General features: G+C 60.2%; 21 protein-coding genes. 12 read left to right on the top strand and 9 right to left on the bottom strand.

Annotated elements, in window-relative coordinates; genetic code table 11:
- Position 1: 1 nt before the first annotated feature.
- The 3 genes from GJR99_RS09920 to GJR99_RS09910 are packed head-to-tail and all read left to right on the top strand — an operon-like array spanning position 2 to position 3,108.
- Positions 2-1,042 (top strand): ABC transporter ATP-binding protein, encoded by a 1,041-nt coding sequence (locus GJR99_RS09920; protein ID WP_151111702.1) that lies wholly within the window; start codon positions 2-4, stop codon positions 1,040-1,042.
- On the top strand, positions 1,035-2,069 hold the full coding sequence (locus GJR99_RS09915) for an ABC transporter ATP-binding protein (protein ID WP_191967098.1): 1,035 nt from the start codon (positions 1,035-1,037) through the stop codon (positions 2,067-2,069). The genes GJR99_RS09920 and GJR99_RS09915 overlap by 8 nt, the downstream gene beginning before the upstream one ends.
- Positions 2,070-2,115: 46 nt before the next feature.
- Complete coding sequence (locus tag GJR99_RS09910) at positions 2,116-3,108, top strand: ABC transporter permease (protein WP_151111698.1); 993 nt, start codon at positions 2,116-2,118, stop codon at positions 3,106-3,108.
- 210 nt (positions 3,109-3,318) lie between these two features.
- Here the strand turns inward: GJR99_RS09910 and GJR99_RS09905 are convergent, their stop codons facing one another.
- Together GJR99_RS09905 and GJR99_RS09900 are read right to left on the bottom strand one after the other, a co-directional pair.
- Positions 3,319-4,275, bottom strand: a complete 957-nt coding sequence (locus tag GJR99_RS09905; RefSeq protein WP_151111695.1) for an electron transfer flavoprotein subunit alpha/FixB family protein — start codon at positions 4,273-4,275, stop codon at positions 3,319-3,321.
- Complete coding sequence (locus GJR99_RS09900; protein WP_151111693.1) at positions 4,272-5,072, bottom strand: electron transfer flavoprotein subunit beta/FixA family protein; 801 nt, start codon at positions 5,070-5,072, stop codon at positions 4,272-4,274. The genes GJR99_RS09905 and GJR99_RS09900 overlap by 4 nt, the downstream gene beginning before the upstream one ends.
- Before the next feature lie 145 nt (positions 5,073-5,217).
- On the opposite strand from GJR99_RS09900, the gene solA reads away from it, so the two are divergent.
- A complete protein-coding gene (gene solA / locus GJR99_RS09895) occupies positions 5,218-6,351 on the top strand; it encodes an N-methyl-L-tryptophan oxidase (RefSeq protein ID WP_151111691.1) in 1,134 nt (377 codons plus the stop codon).
- Positions 6,352-7,193: 842 nt separating this feature from the next.
- Complete coding sequence (locus tag GJR99_RS09890; protein WP_151111689.1) at positions 7,194-8,279, top strand: TrmB family transcriptional regulator; 1,086 nt, start codon at positions 7,194-7,196, stop codon at positions 8,277-8,279.
- 13 nt (positions 8,280-8,292) lie between these two features.
- Here GJR99_RS09890 and GJR99_RS09885 read toward each other — a convergent pair whose 3' ends face one another.
- From GJR99_RS09885 to GJR99_RS09870, 4 genes are all read right to left on the bottom strand, one after another.
- Complete coding sequence (locus tag GJR99_RS09885; protein ID WP_151111686.1) at positions 8,293-10,476, bottom strand: glycoside hydrolase family 3 N-terminal domain-containing protein; 2,184 nt, start codon at positions 10,474-10,476, stop codon at positions 8,293-8,295.
- Between the two features lie 120 nt (positions 10,477-10,596).
- Positions 10,597-11,127, bottom strand: a complete 531-nt coding sequence (locus GJR99_RS09880; protein WP_151111684.1) for an FKBP-type peptidyl-prolyl cis-trans isomerase — start codon at positions 11,125-11,127, stop codon at positions 10,597-10,599.
- A gap of 4 nt (positions 11,128-11,131) precedes the next feature.
- On the bottom strand, positions 11,132-12,610 hold the full coding sequence (locus GJR99_RS09875) for a sulfite oxidase (RefSeq protein ID WP_151111682.1): 1,479 nt from the start codon (positions 12,608-12,610) through the stop codon (positions 11,132-11,134).
- A 54-nt stretch (positions 12,611-12,664) separates the two neighbouring features.
- A complete protein-coding gene (locus GJR99_RS09870; protein ID WP_154325974.1) occupies positions 12,665-13,141 on the bottom strand; it encodes a plastocyanin/azurin family copper-binding protein in 477 nt (158 codons plus the stop codon).
- 281 nt (positions 13,142-13,422) lie between these two features.
- On the opposite strand from GJR99_RS09870, the gene GJR99_RS09865 reads away from it, so the two are divergent.
- Together GJR99_RS09865 and GJR99_RS09860 are read left to right on the top strand one after the other, a co-directional pair.
- Positions 13,423-14,130 carry a helix-turn-helix domain-containing protein gene (locus GJR99_RS09865; protein ID WP_151111680.1) on the top strand — a complete coding sequence of 236 codons (708 nt, stop codon included), beginning with the start codon at positions 13,423-13,425 and terminating at the stop codon, positions 14,128-14,130.
- A gap of 72 nt (positions 14,131-14,202) precedes the next feature.
- Positions 14,203-14,796, top strand: a complete 594-nt coding sequence (locus GJR99_RS09860) for a class I SAM-dependent methyltransferase (RefSeq protein WP_151111677.1) — start codon at positions 14,203-14,205, stop codon at positions 14,794-14,796.
- A gap of 35 nt (positions 14,797-14,831) precedes the next feature.
- Here GJR99_RS09860 and GJR99_RS09855 read toward each other — a convergent pair whose 3' ends face one another.
- The gene (locus GJR99_RS09855) at positions 14,832-15,767 is read right to left on the bottom strand and encodes an EamA family transporter (RefSeq protein ID WP_151111675.1); all 936 of its coding nucleotides are present in this window, start codon (positions 15,765-15,767) and stop codon (positions 14,832-14,834) included.
- 160 nt (positions 15,768-15,927) lie between these two features.
- Here GJR99_RS09855 and fer point away from each other — a divergent pair, with 160 nt between their 5' ends.
- The 5 genes from fer to GJR99_RS09830 all read left to right on the top strand — a co-directional run bounded on the left by fer (position 15,928) and on the right by GJR99_RS09830 (position 20,140).
- Positions 15,928-16,605, top strand: coding sequence for a ferredoxin Fer (gene fer / locus GJR99_RS17850; RefSeq protein WP_151111673.1), 678 nt, complete (start codon positions 15,928-15,930; stop codon positions 16,603-16,605).
- A gap of 84 nt (positions 16,606-16,689) precedes the next feature.
- Positions 16,690-17,283, top strand: coding sequence for a TlpA family protein disulfide reductase (locus GJR99_RS09845; protein WP_151111671.1), 594 nt, complete (start codon positions 16,690-16,692; stop codon positions 17,281-17,283).
- A complete protein-coding gene (locus tag GJR99_RS09840; protein ID WP_151111669.1) occupies positions 17,283-18,008 on the top strand; it encodes a cytochrome c biogenesis protein CcdA in 726 nt (241 codons plus the stop codon). Before GJR99_RS09845 ends, GJR99_RS09840 begins: the two co-directional genes overlap by 1 nt.
- A 91-nt stretch (positions 18,009-18,099) precedes the next feature.
- On the top strand, positions 18,100-19,563 hold the full coding sequence (locus GJR99_RS09835) for a hypothetical protein (RefSeq protein WP_151111667.1): 1,464 nt from the start codon (positions 18,100-18,102) through the stop codon (positions 19,561-19,563).
- 103 nt (positions 19,564-19,666) lie between these two features.
- Complete coding sequence (locus GJR99_RS09830; RefSeq protein ID WP_151111665.1) at positions 19,667-20,140, top strand: FKBP-type peptidyl-prolyl cis-trans isomerase; 474 nt, start codon at positions 19,667-19,669, stop codon at positions 20,138-20,140.
- Positions 20,141-20,275: 135 nt separating this feature from the next.
- On the opposite strand, the gene GJR99_RS09825 is transcribed toward GJR99_RS09830, so the two are convergent.
- Positions 20,276-20,806: a DoxX family protein gene (locus GJR99_RS09825; protein WP_151111663.1), complete on the bottom strand. Its 531-nt coding sequence runs from the start codon at positions 20,804-20,806 to the stop codon at positions 20,276-20,278.
- A gap of 181 nt (positions 20,807-20,987) precedes the next feature.
- Entirely contained in the window at positions 20,988-22,529 is a 1,542-nt protein-coding gene (locus GJR99_RS09820) for a lipopolysaccharide biosynthesis protein (RefSeq protein ID WP_151111661.1), read from the bottom strand.
- Positions 22,530-22,692 lie beyond the last annotated feature (163 nt).

Raw genomic sequence — 22,692 nt, 5'->3', positions numbered from 1 at the left:
GATGACTGAACCATTACTCGAATTTCGCGACGTGACGATTCAATACCAGACGAACCGAGGCCCCGTTACCGCGGTTTCCGGTGCCTCGTTCAGTATCGAACCGGGTGAGTTCTCCGGCCTCGTCGGAGAGTCCGGAAGCGGAAAGAGTACCCTCGTGAAATCGGTCATCGGGGGACTCGACTCGAACGGCGAAGTCACAGCAGGGAAAATCCTGTACAAGGGCGAGGAGATTCAAGATTACACCGAAGAGGAGTTGAACGAAAAGATCCGCTGGAAGGAGATTTCGTACATCCCACAAAGTTCGATGAACAGTCTGGATCCACTCCAGCGTGTGAGCGAACAGGCGGTCGAAATCGCCAGCGTCCACTCGGACCTGTCGAAGTCCGAAGCGCTCGAACGGTTCAAAGAACTGTTCGAGATCGTCGGCCTCTCGCCGGATAGAATCGACGATTACCCGCACCAGTTCTCTGGCGGGATGCAACAACGAGCGATTACCGCACTCGCGTTGTTCTTGGATCCTGCACTCATCATCGCAGACGAACCGACCACCGCACTCGACGTTATCATGCAGGATCAAATCTTCAAATACCTCGACCGGGTGAAGGCCAACACCGACACGAGTATGTTGCTCATCACCCACGACATCAGCGTCGTCTTCGAGTCGTGTGAGCAAATCGCGGTCTTACACGGCGGTCAGGTGTGTGAGAGTGGGTCGGTCGAAGACATCTATCGGAATCCGACACACCCGTATTCGATTCTCCTGCAACGAGCCTTCCCAGACATCCGATATCCCGACCGAAAGCTCGAGATTATCGAGGGACACCCACCGGAACAACTCGGCGAAGTCACCGAGTGCTCGTTCGTCGAGCGCTGTCCGTGGGCAGTCGACGCGTGTTACGAGAACGCACCCCCCCTCGAGAACGTGAGCGAGTCGGAGCAGAATCACCAGTCGGCGTGTTTCCGGAACGACGAGACACACGCATTGAAAGGAGAGTTGACAGAGCTCGCAGGGCTCACAGATGGAGGTGAACCCAATGAATGAAACACCAGTATTAGAGATACGGAATTTAGAGAAGTACTTCACACGGAAAGGGGGGTTCCTCGACTCACTGTTCGGTTCGTCGAAAGAACCGATACGCGCCGTCGACGACGTTTCGCTCGCGCTCGACCAGAACGAAGTGCAAGGAATCATCGGCGAGAGTGGATGTGGGAAGAGTACGTTGCTGAAGACGGTCATCGGTCTCACCGACCCGACCGGTGGCGACATCTTCTACAAAGGAAAGCCGTTGTCGGAGTTCTCGAAACGTGACTGGAAGGAGTTCCGGAAGAACGTCCAGATAATCTTCCAGAACCCGTTCGAGTCGCTGGACCCGAAGTTCACGGTGCGTGAGTCACTCATCGAACCGCTGAAGATTCACGACATCGAGTACTCCGAAGAACGGATTCACGACGCACTCGACCGTGTCCAACTGAACCCACCGCAGAAGTATCTGGATAGGCTTCCGAAGCAACTGAGCGGAGGGGAGAAACAACGCGTCTCGATTGCCAGAGCGATAATCGTCGAACCCGACGTCATCCTCGCCGACGAACCGGTGTCGATGCTCGACGTGTCGACTCAGGCGGCGATTCTCAGACTCCTGTCTGACCTCACCGAAGAGTTGGGACTCTCCATGCTGTACATCTCACACGACCTCTCGACGGTCTCAGACATCTGTGACCTGATTCACGTGATGTACCTCGGGCGCGTCGTCGAGACAGCACCGACGAACCAGATTCTGGGCCAACCGAGGCATCCCTACTCGCAAGCGCTCATCGACGCGATTCCAATCCCAGACCCGTTCAGCGACCGTCCACGGACGGCTTTAGATGGTAGCCCACCGAGTCCGGAAGAACTCGAAGCAGGGTGTCGATTCAAAGACCGGTGTCCCGAGCGAATGCCGAGATGCGATACCGCACCCAAGAAAGTCGAAACAGACCCCGACCAGTTCACCGCATGTCACCTACACTACGAAGAATCAGACAGTCGTCCGAACACAGAAGCGGCCCTCCAGGGAGGCAACACGCAATGACGACTGAACACGTGAGACGAATCGCAACCACACAGGAGGGAGCGAGATGAGCATGAAACGCTACGTGGCCGTCAGAACCATCCAGACAGCCGTGCTGCTGATGTTGATACTGACGTTCCTCTTCATGCTCTTCCGACTCATCCCCGGCAGTATCGCAGACCAGATGATATTCCAAGGAGCGAGTCCGGAAGCGGTGGCCGCCTTCGAAGAGCAGTGGGGATTGAACGACCCGCTTCACGTCCAGTACTACCACTACCTCGTGAACATGGCCCAGTTAGACCCTGGAACGTCGCTGCACTACCGCAAGCCCGTGTTAGACTACGTCAAGCTCAAGATGTTCAACACGTTCATCCTCGTCGCACCCGGTGTGACTGCGGGCTACCTGCTCGGAACGTCGCTCGGCACCATCATGGGAATCAAGCGGGATTCCCTCCTCGAGAAGTACGGCATCTTCCCCATCGTCGGTGTGGGGACGACTCCATCGTTCTTCCTCGCGATCATCGGTGTCATCATCTTCGCTGGGTGGTTAGGCCTCGTCCCAACGTCCGGGATGATTACGCCACAGGTGGCACTCGAGATGGGAGAGGACGCGCCGTGGTGGAAGATATACACCACCGGTGACTTCCTCTGGCACTACGTGCTGCCGTTCAGTGTCATCGCGATTAAATACATGTACGAACCGCTCCTCATCATGCGGACGAGCGTCGTCGAGATGGCCGGACAGGACTTCCTCCACTACCACAAACTGACTGGCTTACCGAAGGCTCGGTGGATTCGACACCTCGGGAAGCACGCTATCATCCCCATCATCACGTTCTATCCGATATCGCTGGGGCGGGCAATCAGTGGACTCGTCCTCATCGAAATCGTGTTCAACTGGCCCGGTATCGGGAACGCCCTCGTGGAAGCGGTGCTGCAATCGGATTACCCCGTCATCCAGTTCGTCTTCTTCCTGACGGCAGCGTTCGTGGTCGTCGGCAACTACGTCGTCGACATCGTCTACGGCATGATCGACCCGAGAATCAGTATCGCAGACTGAAGACGACTACTCGTCTCTCTTTTCGTCTCTCCCTTCGTCTCTCCCTTCACCTCTCCCTTCGTCTCTCCCTTCACCTCTCCCTTCGTCTCTCTTTTTCCGGGTCTCACTCCGTTCGACCCGCAAAAATCTGTCTTCGTGAGCGAGAGCGAACGAAGGCTCGTGAGACGCTGAGCGTCTCACGGTGGACCAAAAAAGCGGTTAGGGTGGTCTCTACCCGAGTTGCTCGATGAGTTCCGGCACCACGTCGAAGAGGTCGTCGACGACCCCGTAATCCGCGATGTCGAAGATTGGTGCGTTAGGGTCGGTGTTGACGGCGACGATGGTCTCCGCACCTTTCATCCCAGCGACGTGCTGGACTGCGCCGGAGATGCCGATGGCGAGATAGACGTCTGGTGTGACGACTTTCCCCGATTGGCCGACCTGCCGCCCTTTATCTAACCACCCATCGTCGACGACCGGTCGCGAAGCAGAGACAGTGGCGTCGAGCGCCTCGGCGAGGTCGAATATCAAGTCGAGATTCTCTTCGTCTTCGATACCGCGGCCGACACTCACGAGCACGTCCGCTTCGGTGATGTCGACGTCGCCACCAGCGACTTCCTCGAAGCCACGGACGTCGGTCAGCACAGCGTCCGTCTCGATTTCTGCGTCGAAGGCGACCACTGAGGCGGTTCCATCGGTATCCGCGGGAGCGTACGCGCCCGGTCGGACCGAGACGACTGCTGCGTCGTCGTCGACACCGACGACCGTCTCGACTTTGCCACCGAACTGTTCACGGACGGTGACGACGCCCTCTCCATCCCATTCGACGTCGACAGTGTCGCTGACATAGGGGAGTCCGAGTCGCGTCGCAACCGCTGGGGCGTAGTCGAGGCCGTTGACCGAGTTCGGAAGAAGGAGGACGGTCGGGTCGACCGCGTCGTGCAGTTGTGTCACTGCCTGCGTGTACACGTCATGGTTGAACTCGTCACCATAGTCGACAGTGTGAATTCGGTCGACACCGTCCAATGAGAGCGCTTCGGCGAACGACTCGACAGCACCCGAAATCACGGCGACGTCCAGAGTCCCGTCCATCTCGTCGGCCAGGTTCCGGCCGGCCGTGACGAGTTCGAAACTGACGTCGCGAAGGGAATCCTGCCGATGTTCGGCGACGACGAGAACGTCGCTCATTCCGCGGTCACCCCCTCGTCACGGAGCATCTCAGCGAGGTCCGTCGCCGTCTCGTCTGCCTCGCCCTCGAAGAGCGTCGCCGTACTCGTCGTCTCTGGGACACGGGTCGACTTCACGGAGAGCCGACGCTTCAACTGTGTCGCGTCGACGTCGAGGTCGTCGAGGCCGAGGGGCAGAATCTCTTTCCGCTGTGCCTGTCGAATCCCACGGAGACTCGCGTATCGAGGTTCGTTGATTCCGGTCTGGATGGTCAGGACAGCGGGCAACGCTACGTCAGTCACTTCCTCGAGGCCACCTTCCAGCTCCCGACGGGCGTGGACCGTCTCGGCGTCAGCGTCGATTTCGACGTCGTTGGCGACTGCCGCCCAAGCGACGTCCATCGTCGCCGCGAGCGCGACACCGGTCGCACCGAGCCCATCGTCGCTCGCCTGAACGCCAGTGAGGACGAGGTCGGGCGACTCCCGTTCTGCGACAGCTTCGAGAAGTGCCGCTTTCGTCTCGACATCCCGAAGCGCGTCTTCGTCGAGCGCGTCGTCCCAGACCCGAATCGCGCGGTCGACACCTTTGGCGAGGACCATCCGAATCGTCTCTTCGGTCTGCTCTGGCCCAATCGTGACACTGACGACTTCGACGTCGTCGTCACACTCCTCTGCGAACGAGACGCCTGATTCGACCGCATACTCGTCCCACTCGTTGAGGTCGTATTCGAGGAACTGTTCGTCGACACCGTCTACTCCGACTTCGAAATCGTCGTCGTCGACGGTTGCCACTTGCTTCGCTGTGACGAGGACTTTCACAGCAGTATCTCCGGAGAATCCGTTGAAAAAGATTTAGAAACGGGCCACACCTGCTGTCGACTCACTGTCGTGACGGACGACGACTGTTTCGACCGAGATATGTCACATGCCAACGCTTATTGTGAGTTCGGGTTACGAGAGGCCAATGGCAGTTTCATCGTACGATACTATCGTCGTCGGCGTCGGTGGCATGGGAAGTGCGGCAACCTACCAATTGGCCAAGCGGGGCGTCGACGTCCTTGGATTGGAGCGCTACGACGTCCCACACACTCGAGGGTCGTCGCACGGAGACACACGGATATTCCGACTGACGCAACCCGAACATCCGGAGTACGTGCCACTCGCGAAACGAGCGCACGAACTCTGGCGGGAGGTAGAAACAGAATCCGGAACGAATCTCCTGACGACGACCGGGTCAGTCCACGCTGGACCTGCAGGTGGGTCGATGGTCGAAGATTCGGTCAGGTCGTGCGAAGCCCACGATATCGACCACGAGGTGTTGACCGGGACTGAGCTCAGTGAGCGGTTCCCTGGATACGACCTCCCCGACGACCATCGTGGTGTCTACCAACCCGACGGTGGATTTCTCGCGTGTGAGCGAGCAACCTCGGCGCACGTCACACAGGCGTTCGAACACGGTGCGACGATTCGGGCCCGCGAGGCAGTCGAAGATATCGACATCAAAGAACGCGGCGTCACCGTGACAACCACGCGCGGCCAGTACAGTGCCGACAATCTCGTACTCGCGGCGGGCGCGTGGGCCGGAAAACACCTCGACTTCCTCTCCGACCGATTGACGCCGCAACGTCGGGTACTCGCGTGGTTCCAACCGGAGAAACCAGAGAACTTCCGTCCAGAGAACTTCCCCGTGTTTAGCGCCGACGTCCCAGAGGGGAGTTTCTATGGCTTCCCAGTGTTCGACCGACCCGGTTTCAAAATCGGAAGAACGCCTGCGTCTCCCGAAGCGATAGACCCCGACGAATGGGAAGCAGAACCAACGCTCGAAGACGAAGAACGCCTCCGGCCGTTAGTCGAGAAGCACTTCCCCGACGCGGCAGGTGAGACAGTTCGACTGGCAACCTGTATCGTCACCTACTCAGACGACGGACACTTCTACCTCGACACCCATCCCGAGTATCCGCACGTTTCAGTCGCCGCCGGCTTCACGGGTCACGGATACAAGTTCTGCAGCGTCGTTGGCGAGGTGTTGGCGGATTTCGCGACGCAGGGACACACCAACAACCCCATCGGCGTCCACCAATTCGACGGCAGACTGTAAGGCCGGCGAGTACACCACTCGTCAGACCGTTGGAGAAGCAGACGTGGTCACGATTCGACTGAGATGCGCCCGCTCGCACGCACCCCGGAAAAACATAATAACTATTAAGTAAAATATATACGATTAGTTCTGGTAACTGAATTCGTCTCTAGCGATAGAGAACGATGAGACCCTCGAGTACGCCCAGTACACTCGTAACCCCTTGTGGTGGCTACACGTCCGGGTTATCTGTTCATAGATGGGTTACTCGAAGAGAGATAGCTATCTCCAAACCTGCCCCTTTTGCAACTGTCTCGAACCGGCTCGCAATCACCCGCACTCAGCAAAGCGACGTGGTGAGGACGAGCCATCAGGAATTCGAACGTGAGTACGCCGTTTACTCTCGTTACAATCGACTCTGAGGGTCGGGTTTTGTTCGGTCCCGTGACACCATGTTCAGATGTATAAATAACCAGATAAGATATAAATAACATCTACTTTCTGATATAGATAGTGTGGTTTAGAGTTCTATAGTCGTAATCTAATTTTCGGGATAAACACCCCATATGTGCGTTATAAGTCTGCTTTCGTGTGTTATAAAATATTGAACCAAACAAATGTAAATGTATTGTATCCCCACAATATCAAACCAGTATACATTATTGATTGTTGTCTCCAGTGTTTGTTGTGACGAGAGTCGGTCGTCCCACTACGGGGGTCTGACTCAGATATCTTCCGAGGTCGAGACGCGGGTGCGTCGAAAACTGTGGCAGACAAACAGCGTCGCGGGAAGGACACGAGGACTCTCACGTCTCGCGACATCTGACGAAGCGTTCATGTGTCGGTGTAGAGTGTATCCGCTCATGGACCGTGATACGCTCGCACATGCATTGGAGTACGCGGACCTCACGTCGTATCAGGCCGACGCCTACCTCACACTCTTGGAGATGGGCACCTCTCCCGCCATCGAAGTTGGTCGCGAGAGTTCGGTTCCGGTCTCACAGGTGTACGACGTGCTTCGGAGCTTGGAGTCCAAAGGATACGTCGAGACGATAGAACGCGAGAAACTCTACGTCCGGCCAAGTGACCCAGAAGACGCGATGTCCAAGTTGGAGAGTAGAGGAGAACTGTTGCACGACGCCGCAGAAGAGGTCCGTGACCGGTACAAATCACCAGCGCGGATGGACGCACGAGTCGGCGTCACCAAGCGTGTCGAGACGGCGGTCGAAAACGCACAAGAGCTCATCGACGACGCCAAAAGCGTCGTCGAGGTTGCCGGGACGTTCGAACAACTGCAGTCACTCTCTCCTGCACTTCGTGCGGCCAGAAAACGTGGGGTCATCGTCCGTGCGTCGGTGTACGTCGGCGACGAGCAGGCCGAACGGCCGGAGTTCGAACCCGACGGTATCTTCTCGGAGGTTCGGGCGTGTACGATTCCCGGACCGTTCCTCGTCGTCATCGACCGACACCGGACGTGCTTCGCACCAAACACGCGCTCAGACGAGGACTACGGTGTCCTCGTCTACGACCGAATCCTCCCGTTCGTGTTCCACTGGTTCTACCTCACGTGTCTGTGGAATCTCTACCCCACCGTCTACGTCGACGACAGAGACCAGTTTACCTACGTCACCATGGAAGAGTTGATACGAGACTGCCTTCCGCTGTGGAAGGAGGGGTACGAACTCAGAGTGGTCGTCGAAGGAAACGAGATTGCGAGTGAGACAGCGACCACCGTCGAAGGGACTGTCGTCGACGTCTCGTATCTCGGCGACTACTACCAGCCTACTCGGTTAGCGCTCTCTGACCTCGGGTCGTACAAGAACGTCACACTCGAGACAGCGGATGGGACCGTCGTCGTCGGTGGGTGGGGTGCCGTCTTCGAGGATATCGAGATGCGGACGATTTCGTTGGTGGATATCGACCTCGGTGAGTCGATACTCTCTGCGTGAGCGTCGCCGTAGGTCAGCTTTCGACCGCTTCGATAGACGCGTCGAGCGACTCGACCCGGAGCGAGAGTGGCCCTGGTTCGAACCGCCTCGTCCCATCCGGGCGAACGACGTCGAACGTCTCGACTGGAACGTCGAACTCGACTGTCGTGTCGGTTCCGGGAGCGAGTGAGACGCGCTGGAAGTCGAGGAGTTCCTCGACGGGCGTCACGACGGACGCACGTTCACGGCCACCGAAGAGTTGAACCACTTCGTCACCCGCACGGTCCCCAGTGTTTTCGAGCGTCACCGAGACCGTGAGCGACTCACCGACAGAGACTGACTCCTCGGCAACGGAGAGGTCACGGTACTCGAAGGTCGTATACGAGAGGCCGTGGCCGAACGCGAACAGTGGGTCGTACGACGGGAGATGTTCGTCGGCACCGATTGGGTACGGGTGTGGGAGGTAGTTGTGACGGACGGGCAAGTGGCCCTCCGAACGGGGGACCGATATGGGGAGTTTACCGCTCGGGTTGTGCTCACCAAAGAGCGTCTCGGCAACGGCGACCCCGCCGTCCGCACCGGGATAGTACGCCTGCAAAATTGCGTCGACGTTCTCGGCCGCCCACGAAACCGCGAGCGGTCGCCCGGAGACGAGAACGAGCGCCGTCGGCGTTCCCGTCTCGACGACTGCTTCGAGAAGTTCCTGTTGGGCGTCCGGGAGCGCCAACTCGGCCCGGTTCGGGAATCGGTCTGTCGGGCCGGTCACGTCCTGTGGTCCAAATTCGTGGAGATACCAGTTCTCGCCGAGGACCACCACAGCGGCGTCGGCGTCTTCGGCCGCAGCGACTGCGGCGTCGATATCGTCTGGGTCGTCGATGCCCGACCCCCGTTCGTACGTGACGGCCATCTCGGACGAGACGAGCGACTCGATGCCCTCGCGAATCGTCGTCCCATCGAGTTCGTCTCGCTCTTTGAGACTCCACCCACCCACCTGGTGTGTCAGTTCGTCCGCGTTCGGCCCAGTGACGAGGACGTCGTCGAGCGATGGGTCGAACGGGAGGCAGTCGGCGTCGTTCTTCAGAAGCGTCATCGACTTCCGTGCAGCGTCGAGCGCGACGTCGCGGTTGCTGTCACTCCCGAGCGTTTCGACCGACGTCTCGACGTCGACGAAGGGGTCGTCGAACAGACCGACCGCGGCTTTGAGGTCCAAAACGCGTCTGACAGCCGTATCGACGGCCGATTCGTCGATTTCGCCTTCCTCGACCAGCGAGGCGATGTGGTCGACGTGGTCGACCCCACCGAGTGAGTGGACGTCGACACCAGCGGTGAACGATTGGAAGACAGACTCCCGTCGTGTCTGCGTCACTCGGTGATTCTGGTGGAGCATGTCGATGCCGTTCCAGTCGGAGGCGACGTAGCCGTCGAAGCCGAGTTCGTCCCGAAGAACCTCCGAGAGCCAGTAGTGCGACCCGTGTGATGGCTCACCGTTGATGGAGTTGTAGCTCGGCATGATGCCCTCGATACCCGCTGCGACGACCTTCTCGAACGGTGGGAGGAAGTCACGGTAGAGCGACGAAAGTGACTTGTCCACGGGTGAGGCGTCTTCGCCTCGCTCGGGTTCGCCATACGCAGGGAAGTGTTTCGCCATGGCCGCGACGTCGACTGGGGCGCCGTGAATCCCACGTGCCTTCGCCGATGCGAGTTCCCCACAGAGAGACGGTGACTCGCCGAACGTCTCGAACGTTCGACCCCATCGCGGGTCACGGGCGACGTCGCACGTCGGACCGTAGGTGAGGTTCGACCCAGTTGCAGCGACCTCTCTCGCGGTGACCGCACCAATCTGTTCGACGAGTTCACGGTCACGTGCCGCAGCGACACCGAGGTTGTGTGGAAAGACCGTCGTCTCTTCGACGTAGGCGTTGCCGTGAATCGCGTCGATTGGGATGAGAATCGGGATGCCGAGTCTCGTCTCCTCACGCGCGACACGTTGGAGTTCGTTGGCGATTTCGATGACCTCCTCCGAGTCTCGGTGCGGAGATGCACCGTAGCCAAACGGCGTCACGAAACCAATTCCGTGTTCGCGGACCATCTCCGTGGCGTCCTCGACCGTTCGGGTCTCTCCCATCGTCCCGACGTACGTTCCGGCCAGTTGTGCGGCCTTCTCGCGGAGCGTCATCTCCTCGAGGATGTCCTCGACTTCGACGTCTGTACGGCCCATCTGTGTATTTCGTGTCGTCGGACGTTTGTACTCTTGGAAGTCGTGTCGCTACCGAACACCAACGCAGAAACGACGACGAGCACGAGTAGACCGAAAAGATGGTCGGCTGGAACGAGCGACTCAGGAGGAAACTGTGCCGTTCGAGGACTGAGCGTCGTCGGGATTCGTTCCGGTTTCGGTCGCGTGAACCTCGAGGAGCCTGATTTCGAACTCGACTCGCTCACCCGCCAGTTCGTGGTTGAAGTCGATGGTCACAGACTCGTCAGAGACGTCTACGACCCATCCGACGTCGCCGGTGGCACTCCGGACGAGTTCGTCCACCTCGGCGGTGACGTCGCTTCTCGCTTCGAGTTCGTCACGGGGGACAGTCACGACCACACTCTCGTCGCGGTGGCCGTACGCCTCTTCGGGGTCGAGAACGACGGTCTGCGTCTCACCTTGTGACATCTCGCGGACCGCTCGTTCGAGTCCCGAGATGACGTGTCCTTCGCCGACACGGAATTCGAAGGGCATGAAGTGGCGATGGTCGTGGTAGACACCTTCATTGAGCGCAACGTCCACGTCGGTCGTTTCGAAGACCTCGCCAGCGTCCGGACCGTCGACGAGGCGACCGGTCAGGTGGACGATAGCGATTTGACCTGGTTCGACCATCGTCTCACTGCTCCACCGTGCAGGTCACGGCGTGAGGCATGTACGCGTTGTTGGCGTAGCCATCCTCGTTCCACGGGAATTTGTCGTCTTGGATTCCTCGGAGACCTTCCTCGGGTGCCGAAATGATTGCTGGTTGGGTTCGCCCCTCTTCGTCGGTTGCCCGCGAGACGAGGGTATGCTCGCCCGGAGATGGGTCCGACCAGATGTACCGGAACTGCCGCCAGCCAGTCGTTGTGTATGCTGGACCGTAGAACTCGGCTTCGCCCCAGGTTTCGCCCCCGTCAATCGACACTTCGACCGTCTCGACAGCGTCGTCACCTGCCCACGCGACGCCGACGACTTCGATAGTCCCGCCGGGAGATGGTCTGACAGTTTGGCCTTGACCAGGATAGCCGATGAGCGACTTCACCAACTGGTCGTACATGTAGGCATTGCGAATCTGGTCGGTGTTCTCCATCTGTTCTTGCGTGTCGAAGATGTCTATCGACTCGTATTGGACAGCGTCGTCGTCCTGTTCGGGGATGAGGCGGTACGAGTACTGCTGCCAGTGCGTGTAGAGGCGCTGTTCTTCCGTCTCCCACTCCTCACCGATCACCATCGTGTCCATCACGTGCATCCGGTCGACCCATTTCACGTTGTTGTTGCCGTACCATCCGGGGACGAGTAATCGGACGGGGAACCCGTGTTCTTTCGAGAGTGGACCCCCATTCATCTCGTACGCCAGAATCGAATCTTCCATCACCTTCTCCATCGGAATCGACCGGGTGAAGATGTCCTCACCCTCGGGTGCCTCGCCACCCATCACAGAGAGGTAGTTGCCTGCCGACGTGTCCGCTCCGTAGGCGTCCAGAATCTCGCTGAGTGGGGTGCCAGTCCAAATCGTGTTTCCGACCGCACCGAAACCCCACTGGTTGCCACCCACCTGTGGTTCGAAGTACGCTCGGCCGTTCCCCGAACACTGCATCGTGTGGGCGACGGATTCGGTTCCAAACGAATGCTTGATTTCCTCCATCGACAGTTCGACCTCGCTGTCGACTAACCCCGTGAGCGACACCTGCCACTCCGACTCGTCGATGGTTGGCGAGACGTAGTGATTTCGGATGTAGAACTCCTCTCTTGGTGTGAGATAGCCGGCGTACGTACTCCGGCTTGCAGCCTGTGCGTTCTCCGGTTCGGGAGAGAGTATCTCGAGGCCAGGATACCGCTCTTCGAGCGATGGCTCTTCTGGCTCTTCGGGTGTCTCAGTCGGTTCCTCCGTCGTTTCAGTTGGCGTCTCAGTCGGCGTGTCAGTGGACGTTGTCGTCGGCGGTGCTGTCGTCTCGGTCTCACCGGTCTGGCCACCACAGCCAGCCAGCACACCGACCCCTGCGAGTGCTCCGGTTGCCATCAAAAACCGCCGCCGTGCGACGTACCTGTTTCGTCGTGACGTGTCTCGCTCGTCGTTCTCCGCTGGTTCGTCGCCACGTGACTGACCGTTAGGCATGCTATCGAATAACAAAGTAAACGAGTATCAATGGTGGTTTGGCCTCAGCCAAACTCACTCGACGACGGTGATGTCGCCAACCATGCCCTGGTCTTCGTGGGGGGCGCAGACGTAGACGTACGTTCCTGGGACAGTAAACGTGTGTTCGTACACATCATCGACCTCCATTATCGCGTAGTGTGTGTCACCTTCGTAGGACGCGAACGGCTCTGCACCTTCCGGATTCTTGCACTTTTCAGACGCACCGGGTTTGCTCGTCACGTTGTGGCCCGGACTGAGAGCCGTCCACCTGACCGTGTCACCGACACGTATCTCGATGCTCTCTGGGTCGAATCGAAGTCGTTTCTCTGGACCGACGGCGACGTCGACCACCTGACTTTCGGGGGTTGGCGTCGGTGTGGCCGTCGTCGTCTCTGTTGGAGGTGACGTCGTCGTCGTGGTCTCGGTTCCCCCACCCCCGGTACATCCTGCGAGAGTTCCAAGAATCGTCGCACTCCCGGCCGCCTTGAGGAATCGTCGTCTTCGCACCATCGTGAACAACCAACCCCCAGTAGTCGAACGGGCATATACCCTGAGTTGGCCTATGCCAACTGGTGCGACGACGACCGGGCGTCGTCCCTCATTCTGGAAATCCTGCCAAAAAGCCAATTATTGATGAATGACAACATATGGCAGAGAACGATGCACAGAGACACACACCGAATCCCGGCAACGGACGGAGGATTCAGCCGAACACGACCTGATACCCGAGCGACACGGTCTCAGTCCGTACGCTCCGGACAGTGTTCTCTGGGTATGTGTGAGGGACGCTCATGCGAGAACTGACGTTCACACTGGAGTACGAACCGGATGCAAATCCCGTGATGGACGTACTTATCGACAACCCAGAGGTCACCGCACACGCCCTAGGGAGTTGTGCCAGTCGGGACCAGTTGTGGTTCGTCGAGCGATTCAGCGGACCGCCAAACGAACTCGACCGAATCGAGCAGATTCGGTTCGATGACGACCAAAAAGAACGGATGACCAGGTCAACCTGTGGGGCGACGCGACATCACGACGTACTGGAATCGACGCCGGGGTCACGTGTGTTCTATACGTATCTCAGAGAGGTCCACCGCTGTGATTCAGTCGTGGGAAACGCGGCCAGATACCTCGACCTCGGCATGATATTTCAGTCCTACCGGCGAGACGCATTTCACACGTGGCGCTTGCTCATCCGCTCGGAAGAGAACGTCGACACCTTCTTCGAAACCGTCGACGACCACCTCCGAGACAACATCACGCTCCATCTCGACAGACTTTGTGAGGCCAAGGGCTGGGATATCGACTCTCTCTCGACGGTTTCCGTCACGGAACCGCAGCGCAAAGCACTCCAAATCGCCGTCGAACGTGGGTACTACGAGTCCCCACGGGAGACGACGATCGAAGAACTCGCGTCCGAGCTCGATATCCCATCGTCCACGCTCTCGTACCGACTCCGGCGAGCAGAAGCCGAACTCGCAAACGGCTTCATCGCCTGAGCGAGAGACCCCACATAAAACCCCTTCCAGTAGAACACAGCCATTATCTGATTTTGCGAGCGAAGAACCAACATGGACGCGTTCCAGAACACGAGGCAACCGGACTGGGACTGGTGGGGCCGACTGTGGCCGACGCCGGGAGCGACTCTCCGCAGTCTCGGGGTGACGCCGGGGAAGTCGCTGGCAGAAGTCGCCAGTGGGAACGGGTACTTCGCACTCCCAGCGGCCCGAATTACGGACCCGAGTACAGTCTACGCTGTCGATATCGAACAGTCGGTCCTCGACGAACTCGACCACCTCGCCGACCAACAGGCCATCGAGAACGTCGTCACGCTACAGGGCGACGCTCGAGAACTATCGACGCTCCTCCCAACGCGCGTCGACGTCGTCCTCGTCGCGAACACGTTCCACGGCGTCGACGACAAAACGGCCCTCGTCCAACAGGTGTTCGACTCACTCCACGACGGTGGCGAGTTCGTCGTCGTCAACTGGCACGACAGGCCACGCGAGACGACGACCGTCATGGGCGACCCACGTGGCCCCCCGACCGAGTTGCGAATGACGCCCGACGAGACGAAAGCCATCGTGGAAGATGCGGCCGACGTGACCTGCACAGAGCGCGTCGAATTACCGCCCTACCACTACGCGCTCCGATTCGAACGGTAGGAACACAGCCCGCCGTCGGTCAGCGGTGACCGACGTTACACGCCGAGTGTCGTCAGTCCTCGAACGAGCGAGGGACCACCAGTCACGAGTGCCGCACCGACGACGACGAGGACCGCTCCGAGGACCACTCCGCGGGTGACTCGTTCGAGATTTCCAAGCCACAACCACGAGAAGACGACGGTGAACAGCGGGGCCGTCGCCACGAGTGGGTCGACGACGGCGATTCGCCCTTCGGGGGCCGCGAGTGCGGTGAACATCGAGAGGAGCGCGACTGCAGTGATGAGCCCACTCACGGCGAAGACCACATAAGACCGCCTGGGGCGACCGAGAACGCTGTCTTTGCCGACGACGGCGACGTACGCACCGAGTGCAACGAGCGCGGCGAACTCGTTGATAGCCACTGCTTCGAGCGGGGTCGCTTCGGCGGTCGAAAGCCCCCAGCGTCGTGCCACGTTGCCAGCAGCGAACAGTCCGGCGGCAGCGAGCGGAACTAACAGGTCGCGGCCCGACCACCCGCCGAGGTCACCACCCTTCGAAAGCGAGAGGACACCCAGTCCGACGACGATGACGACGATACCGATGGCCGTCGGTGCCGAGAGCGGTTCACCGATGAATCCGACCGCGAGCGCCGTCGCGAACAACGGGCGAGCGCTGACGACGGCGCTGGAGATACTCGCGCCGACCCGCGCGTTCCCAGCGAAGATAGCGATTCGGCCCAGTGCCGTTCCGACGGCCCCAGCAGCGGCGAACACGGCGACTGTTCCGAGCGAGATTCCACCGAAGGGGTCGTCCTGAAAGACGGCGAGCGCGACGAGATAGACTGCCGAATCGACCACGACGACGGTGAGTGCTGCCTGAAGCGGCGCTCCGCCGTCCGAGAGTGCGCGCTTCTCGATGACGGGTGTGAACCCCCACATCACGGCGGGGGCGAACGCGAGGAGGAGCACGGGAAGCGGGGCCGAGAGGTCCATACGATATCTCAGTGACACGCCAGTATATACTCCATGAAATACACCACGCAGGTCACCTGCAGTGAATAGTGCCGGGTGAACGTCGACCACCGAACCGAAAATCCGACAGAGACGGCCGGCGGCCGTGGATTTATGCTCTCGAATTCCTACTAGCCCAATCGTGGAAACCCCGTTTGACGTCCTCCAAATCGACTCGAATGCGGACGAAGCGGAAGTTATCGAGGCCTACCGCCGACGGGTAAAGGAAGCACATCCCGACCACGGCGGGTCCGCAGACGAGTTCCAACTGGTTCGGTCGGCGTACGAAGAACTCCGCACGAGTTACTCGCTCGGAACGCGCGACCTCGACCGCGTCGACGACGACGAACCCAGTGACGACTCGGATGCCGACCCGAACGCCGAGAGTCAACCACAGGGGGCGCGAGTCGAGTATCTCAACTACGACGTGCTGTCCGACTTCCCGTGGGAACTCACCGACGAGGACCTCTTCGAGAAAGCGGCGGAAGCAGAACTCGACTCCGAAGATTACGGGACGGTCGTCGTCGAACCGAGAACCTGCCTCCTCAAAGCGGCCGAAGACGACGGGCACAAGTGGCCTTATGCGTGCCGCGGCGGTGCGTGTGCGAACTGCGCCGTCGCCGTCGTCGACGGTGAGATGGAGATGCCTGCAAACCACATCCTCTCGCCGGAGATGATGGAGTACGGTATCAGACTCTCCTGTATCAGCACCCCGACGACAGACGACGTCAAAGTCGTCTACAACATCGAACACCTTCCTGGACTCGACGAACTCCGGTTGCCCTCACAGCAAGCGCGACACATGCGCTCGAGTGATTGACCAGACAACCGCCCAGACAGAGGTTGTGCGCGGCGCACGCCTCACCGCAGTCGAGTTAATCTCCGAGAGGTATCTTACAATACAATGACTAATCGGCCGACTCGACGGGCATTCCTCCGTCTCGCTGGCGTAGGGAGTGTCGGTCTCGCAGGATGCCTCGGCGGCGGACGACCGAGCGGTAGTGAGGAAACGTCCGACCAATCGACCGGAGACACCGGCGCAGACGGCGGTGGACAACCAGCAGGTGACAGCGTCTGGTACACTGCAGAACTCACCGACGTTCGGACGGGAGAGCGGTTCACCATCGAACAACTCACCGACCGTCCCGTCCTCGTGGAGACGTTCGCGGTGTGGTGTTCGAACTGTCTCAGCCAACAGAAAGAGATGATAAACTTCCACGAGGCAGTCGGTGACGACGTGGTGACCGTCGCACTCGACATCGACCCCAACGAGGACGCCGAGAAGGTCCGCGAACACGCCGACCGTCACGGGTTCGACTGGCGATACGCTCTGTCGCCCGAGTCGGTCACGAAGAGCCTCACCGACGAGTTCGGGTCGTCGATGGCGAGTGCACCCACCGTCCCGATGCTCCGCGTCTGTCCCGACGGGGCGGCGACCCGAATCAAAAACGGCTTCAAATCGACCGACTACCTGCGCGAGCAGGTCGACGAGTGTTGATGGACCTCGCACCGCGACTGGTCGAACTCTTCGTCCTCGGCGTCGGAACACCGTTGACTGCGGCGTGCGCACTGCCGTTGTACCCTGGGTTTCTCGCCTATCTCGCACGACAGAGTACTCGTGAATCGAGCGGCCATCGAGGGCTCCCCATCGCCGTTCTCGGGGGTCTGGTCACGCTCGGTGCCGTCTCGTTCATGCTCGCAGTCGGCGTCGTCTTCTCACTCGTTCTCGAGATTTCACTCACCACAGTCGTCGAAATCGTCTCACCGCTCGCGTTCGGCGTCTTGTTCGTCGTGAGTCTCGCCCTCCTCGCGGACGCGAAGATTTTCGCTCGTATCCCGACCATCCAACCCCCAGAGACCCGACATCCCGCGCTCTCGGCGTTCTCGTACGGATTCTTCTTCGGTGCAATCGTCCTCCCGTGTAACCCAGGGTTCATCGCACTGTTCTTCGCACGGGTTCCCGTCCTGTTCGACACCGCCGCCGAGAGTCTGCTCGGATTCTTCGCCTTCGGCCTCGGAATCGGTGCGCCGTTGCTCGCCTTCTCGCTCGTCTCCGAACGGTACAGCAGACAGGTGACCCGCTGGTTCGCTCGCCACACCACCGCCATCAATCGCGTCACGGGCGCAGTCATGTTCGTCGTCAGCGTCTACTATCTGCTCGTCGTCTTCGACGTTCTCGGCATCGCAAATCGACTCGGAGCGGTCGCGAACGCCCTTTTCTGAGGGTGTAGATAGAATCCAGAGCCGGGCCGGAAGCGTCAGTTCATCCGTAAAAGTAGCTATGACAGTTGAGGGGTTGAGGTCACACAGAGCCATGGTATCCGGTGGTCCGACGGGCCGACGACGAGAAACTCTCGTCGCTCACCTCGAACGCCTCGATTTACAGGCCAGTCTCGCGTTCGTCGCGGACGTGTGGCGTGCCCGTGGGTTCGAGACGGCCGTCGATTCAGGCGTCGTCGTCGCGAGACGGAGCGGACAGACGACCGTTCTGGCACCCGTCTGCAGTCGCACGATTCAGAAGATGTCGTGGTGGCTTCGTCCGCATGGTGACAGAGATATCGATGTTGTCGTCTCTTTCGGTGACAACCGGCGTGGGCAGGCGGTCGCTGACCATCACGGTGCGACCCACGTCGATTCGGTAGCACTCGTCGAGATGCTCCTGTACGCACTCGACCGTCACGAGGCGGAGAGACTCTGTGAGCGCCACTTCGGTGCACCTATCGACGGACTCACCCCTCCACTCCGAACGCGAACGCGCCAGCGTATCGACCGGTTCGAAAGGCGCGTCGCTCACGCCAGTCGACCGACGTCGCGAGGGGCCACTGCACTCGTCGTCTTCGTCCTCGTCCTGAGCGTTGGAGCCGTGAGTTCCGGCCTCGTCGATTCGCCACTAGACCAGTCGACACAACCGGGAGTCGGGTCGGCCGGTGGGTCGGAAGCCGTGAACAGCGAACAGCCGACGGTCGAACCGTACGAGCAACCGACACCAGCGACAGCAAGAGCGTCGGCGGCCGACTCGACGACCCCGTCCGCACCGATATCGTCGGCGTTCGTCGGTACCGTGGGGGAAGACGAACTCGAACCCGTCGAAGACGGTGACCTCGCTTCTGTTCCGGGTGTCTCGGAGACGGGGATTACGAATCTGACTGCGCTCAGTGATGCCCACGAAGCGACCTTCTCGAATCGGTCGTACACACTGTGGTTGGACACGTATCGCCCGCGAGACGACCACCCGAATTCGACTCGCGTCCAGTACGACACGGACGTCGCCGTCTCTGGAGACACCTATCTCGTCGTCGAGAACGTCGAAGCGGGACGGACACGAGCACGGGTTCGGACAGTGAACTACGACGGTAGTGACTGGTACGTCGTGGAACACCAAAACGGGAGTCAACAGACACGCAAAATCGATGGAGAGACGGCCGACCCACCGATTCAGTTCGAACCGCGACAGCTCAACCCGTCGCTCGTCCGCCAGTATCTGGCGACGCGCACGACGAACGTGACGGGGAAAGTTCGCGTCGGCAACACCACGTACTACCGAATCGAAGGCAGTCAGCGGCCGTCTATCGGCGGGGTCGAACCAGTTCGAGACTACCAGTTCGTGGCGTACGTCGACGACCGAGGGACAGTCTCTGACGCGACGGTGACGTACGGCCTGGTCTCCGGCGACGGCGTCTACCGGGTGCGATTCGAGTGGACCTATGGAAATCTCGATTCGACCACCATACGCCAGCCATCGTGGACCACACAGAACGAGCCACGAGACGGCGAGTAACGAGCCACGAGACGACGAGTCGCCGTCGATTCAGGTGTGACGACGCCGAGACTGGACCGCGTCGATGACGATATTTATCAGAATCCACCCGAGAGAGTTCGGTATGACCATCGACTCCGGAGACCGGGTCGCCATCGAGTACGTCGGCCGTTTCGAAGACGGGAGCGTCTTCAACACGTCGCAGTACGAGGTCGCGGTCGAACACGGCCTGTTCGACGCACAGGAACGGAGCAAAGAGGACTACGCACCCCAGTCGTTCGTCGTCGGTGCGGGCGAGGTAATCGAAGGACTCGACGAGGCAGTCGTCGGAATGGCCGTCGGTGACGAGGCGACCGTGACCGTCCCGCCGGAGAACGCCTACGGCGAGTTCGACGACGAACGTGTGCGGACGTACGACCCCGAGGCGTTCGAGGCTATGGTCGGCGAAGAACCCGAGGTGGGCCTGCACGTCCACGCCGAAAACGGGCTTCACGGCGACGTCATCGCCGTTCGCGACGACGCCGTCGAAGTCGACTTCAACCACGAACTCGCCGGAAAGACGCTCGTGTTCGACGTCGAAGTCGTCGCCGTCGAGTAGACACAGGCGACATTCGGTACACAGGCGACACTCACAGACTGTTCTCTCTGAGAGCGCACCGACGCTGTCCGCACGTTCGCACAGAAAAGGAGGTCAACGAGTGTGGCGGACTTCGCCGCCGGACTAGGGTCCCCCTCAGCCGAGGAGGTACTTCAGTTTCGGCCGCTGCTTGACGAACTCCATCTCCTCGATGTAGGTGTCCAGGCCGAGGATGCGCCCCGCGGCGAGGGTGCCGACGATGACGAACATCATGAGGCCGAAGAGGTCACCGTTGACCATGCCGTGACTCCAGGCGGCGTTCCCGAGGTAGAAGAACGCCATCAGGACGCCACCGAAGAAGGCGGCAAGGCGCGTCAGTACCCCGACGAGGAGGGCAAACCCGATGAGCGCCTCGCCCAGTGGAATCATGATGTTCGTGAACTCGAGCATCCACGGCGTCTGGCCTGCCCACGCGAGGAAGCCGTGGATTGGCGAGCCACCGGTGGCGTTCACGAGCCATCCTGCCGCGTCGAACGGCTCGGCCGCCATGTACTTCCCGATTCCTGCGTGGAGGAACCAGTACCCCGTGATGAGTCGGGTGAGCACCAGCACGTAGCCGGTGGCGTTCTCCGAGTAGTCGAACTCGAGCCGGTTCCCCATCATCTCGATTTGTCCGGTTGCAGCCATCGTCCTTCACCTCACATGTGAGACGTGGACTGCTAATCGGTTATAAACCCAGACCGATTTTCGAATCCATGGAACTGGGAATCGTCGAAGACGGGCGACTAGTGGCCCAGGCCGGCGAAATGCGGAGTTTGAGCTGGGAGAACAGTCGCTCCACCCGAGCGTGGAGGCTTATAAAAACCCATCAGCGGCCAACGACCGCCCGATACCGGCCGACCAGCGAAGCGAGTAACCGGCGCTCGACGGGGGCGACTCCCATCGCCCGGATTGCGAGTGCGTACGCGACGAGGCCGAACGCGGTTCCGACCACGACGGCGAGCGGGCCAGTGAGCACTGACTTGACGCCGAGGGCGACGACTGCCAGCGGAATCGCCGCCGCGAGGGGTTTCGCGTGCGCCCACGTCAGCGGTTGTAACCCTTCGAGATAGTACAGGACGGCCACTTCGAGGGCGTTGTTCACCGTCAACATGAGGAGATAGGTGCCGACGAGTCCCGCCAACCCGAACGTGGCGGTGGCCGGAATGGCTACGATGGCGAGAACGACGGTAATCGCCGTGTTGACGACGAGGTACGCACGCTGATTGTCGGTCATCATCAGCAGAATACCGACGCTTCCCGCTGCGGACGCGAAGTACTGCGCGAGGACGAACCCAGGAAGCAACGGGGCGTAGGTGACGAACGTCGGCCCGAAGACGGCCATGATGGACTGCCGAAAGACGATGAGTGGCACGGCGAGTCCCGTCGCTCCCACGAGGACGAGCCGACTCGTCACGTGATACAGTCGGGCGAGCGCGTTCTGGTACCCCTCTTCGGAGAGCGCCGCAGCGACTGGCGGGATGAACTGGTTGATACCCAGGAGTGGGAGGCGAATCACCGTCCCGAGGAGGACGCCGACGGCGAAGACACCGCTGGCAGTCCCCGAGAGGAAGACGGCGATGAGCGGGTAGAACCCGAGGCGCTGGGTCGTCGTGGCGATACTGCCGAAGAACAACGGCGTGGTGTACTCGACGTAGCGACGACACAGTCTCACGGAGTCCGGTGTTCGAATCCGAGGCCGAAGTCCACGTGCACGCGCGACCCACCAAACTGCACCGACGCCGACGAGTCCCATCGCCACCCACACACCGGCGGCGACGGCCACCAGGTCACGAACGACGAACGCACCGACGAACCCGACGGCGAGTTGGGCGACCGGAAACCCGACTCGAAGCACGAGGTTCAGCGGACCGACCTCTTCGAACGCTCGGAGCATCTCGCTGACGGTGAACAACCAGACGCTCGCCGGAAGCCCAACCGCGAACATTCGGAGGAGTTGCTCGAACAGTGGGCCCTCGTCAGCGACCGCCGCAATCGACGGCGTCGCCAGATAGAGCACGCCGCCGAAGAGCGTAGCGACCGCCAGCAACAGGAGACTGGCGAAGGTCGCGATTACGTCGCGGTCGGCGTCGGCGTCGGTCGTCGGGAGGAACCGACTCAGACCACTTCGAAATCCCAGTGTGACGTGTGCGAGAAATCGTTGCAACCGCCGTGCGAGAGCGAACAGCCCGTACGTACTCGCGGCGAAACTGTTGGTCAAGAGAGCCGTGAACGCGAGGTTCAACCCTCGTTCGAGGACGATAGCGGGGACGGAGACGACAGCACCGTGAGCGACGCGCTCTAACGCGTCTTCGAGCCGCCGCTCTACGACGTCGGCGTCCTGCAGGGAATCTTCCGACTCGGTAGCCACGGCAACACGGGAGACGAGGAGACGCATAAGTTACGCGACTGTGCGTCGTCAGTCGTCGAATCGGGTCTCAGCCGAGTATCCGGTGGGTACGAGAGGGGGGAGGAGATGAAAGGAGAGAGGAGATGAAAGGAGAGAGAAGGGAAAGAAGGGAGAGAGGAGACGA

This window comes from Haloferax marinum, from assembly GCF_009674625.1.
Lineage (GTDB): Archaea > Halobacteriota > Halobacteria > Halobacteriales > Haloferacaceae > Haloferax > Haloferax marinum.
This window is presented reverse-complemented; position numbering and strand designations above follow the sequence as displayed.

What these genes read in the sequence shown, in the direction of transcription:
- GJR99_RS09890 (WP_151111689.1), top strand. Translation starts at nt 7,194, where the DNA reads ATGGACCGTGATACGCTCGCACATGCATTGGAGTACGCGGACCTCACG.
- GJR99_RS09865 (WP_151111680.1), top strand. Translation starts at nt 13,423, where the DNA reads ATGCGAGAACTGACGTTCACACTGGAGTACGAACCGGATGCAAATCCC.
- GJR99_RS09880 (WP_151111684.1), bottom strand. Translation starts at nt 11,127, where the DNA reads ATGGTCGAACCAGGTCAAATCGCTATCGTCCACCTGACCGGTCGCCTC.
- GJR99_RS09870 (WP_154325974.1), bottom strand. Translation starts at nt 13,141, where the DNA reads ATGGTGCGAAGACGACGATTCCTCAAGGCGGCCGGGAGTGCGACGATT.
- GJR99_RS09860 (WP_151111677.1), top strand. Translation starts at nt 14,203, where the DNA reads ATGGACGCGTTCCAGAACACGAGGCAACCGGACTGGGACTGGTGGGGC.
- GJR99_RS09835 (WP_151111667.1), top strand. Translation starts at nt 18,100, where the DNA reads ATGGTATCCGGTGGTCCGACGGGCCGACGACGAGAAACTCTCGTCGCT.
- GJR99_RS09915 (WP_191967098.1), top strand. Translation starts at nt 1,035, where the DNA reads ATGAATGAAACACCAGTATTAGAGATACGGAATTTAGAGAAGTACTTC.
- GJR99_RS09885 (WP_151111686.1), bottom strand. Translation starts at nt 10,476, where the DNA reads ATGGGCCGTACAGACGTCGAAGTCGAGGACATCCTCGAGGAGATGACG.
- solA (WP_151111691.1), top strand. Translation starts at nt 5,218, where the DNA reads ATGGCAGTTTCATCGTACGATACTATCGTCGTCGGCGTCGGTGGCATG.
- GJR99_RS09825 (WP_151111663.1), bottom strand. Translation starts at nt 20,806, where the DNA reads ATGGCTGCAACCGGACAAATCGAGATGATGGGGAACCGGCTCGAGTTC.
- GJR99_RS09830 (WP_151111665.1), top strand. Translation starts at nt 19,667, where the DNA reads ATGACCATCGACTCCGGAGACCGGGTCGCCATCGAGTACGTCGGCCGT.
- GJR99_RS09875 (WP_151111682.1), bottom strand. Translation starts at nt 12,610, where the DNA reads ATGCCTAACGGTCAGTCACGTGGCGACGAACCAGCGGAGAACGACGAG.
- GJR99_RS09910 (WP_151111698.1), top strand. Translation starts at nt 2,116, where the DNA reads ATGAGCATGAAACGCTACGTGGCCGTCAGAACCATCCAGACAGCCGTG.
- GJR99_RS09845 (WP_151111671.1), top strand. Translation starts at nt 16,690, where the DNA reads ATGACTAATCGGCCGACTCGACGGGCATTCCTCCGTCTCGCTGGCGTA.
- GJR99_RS09855 (WP_151111675.1), bottom strand. Translation starts at nt 15,767, where the DNA reads ATGGACCTCTCGGCCCCGCTTCCCGTGCTCCTCCTCGCGTTCGCCCCC.
- GJR99_RS09920 (WP_151111702.1), top strand. Translation starts at nt 2, where the DNA reads ATGACTGAACCATTACTCGAATTTCGCGACGTGACGATTCAATACCAG.
- GJR99_RS09905 (WP_151111695.1), bottom strand. Translation starts at nt 4,275, where the DNA reads ATGAGCGACGTTCTCGTCGTCGCCGAACATCGGCAGGATTCCCTTCGC.
- GJR99_RS09840 (WP_151111669.1), top strand. Translation starts at nt 17,283, where the DNA reads ATGGACCTCGCACCGCGACTGGTCGAACTCTTCGTCCTCGGCGTCGGA.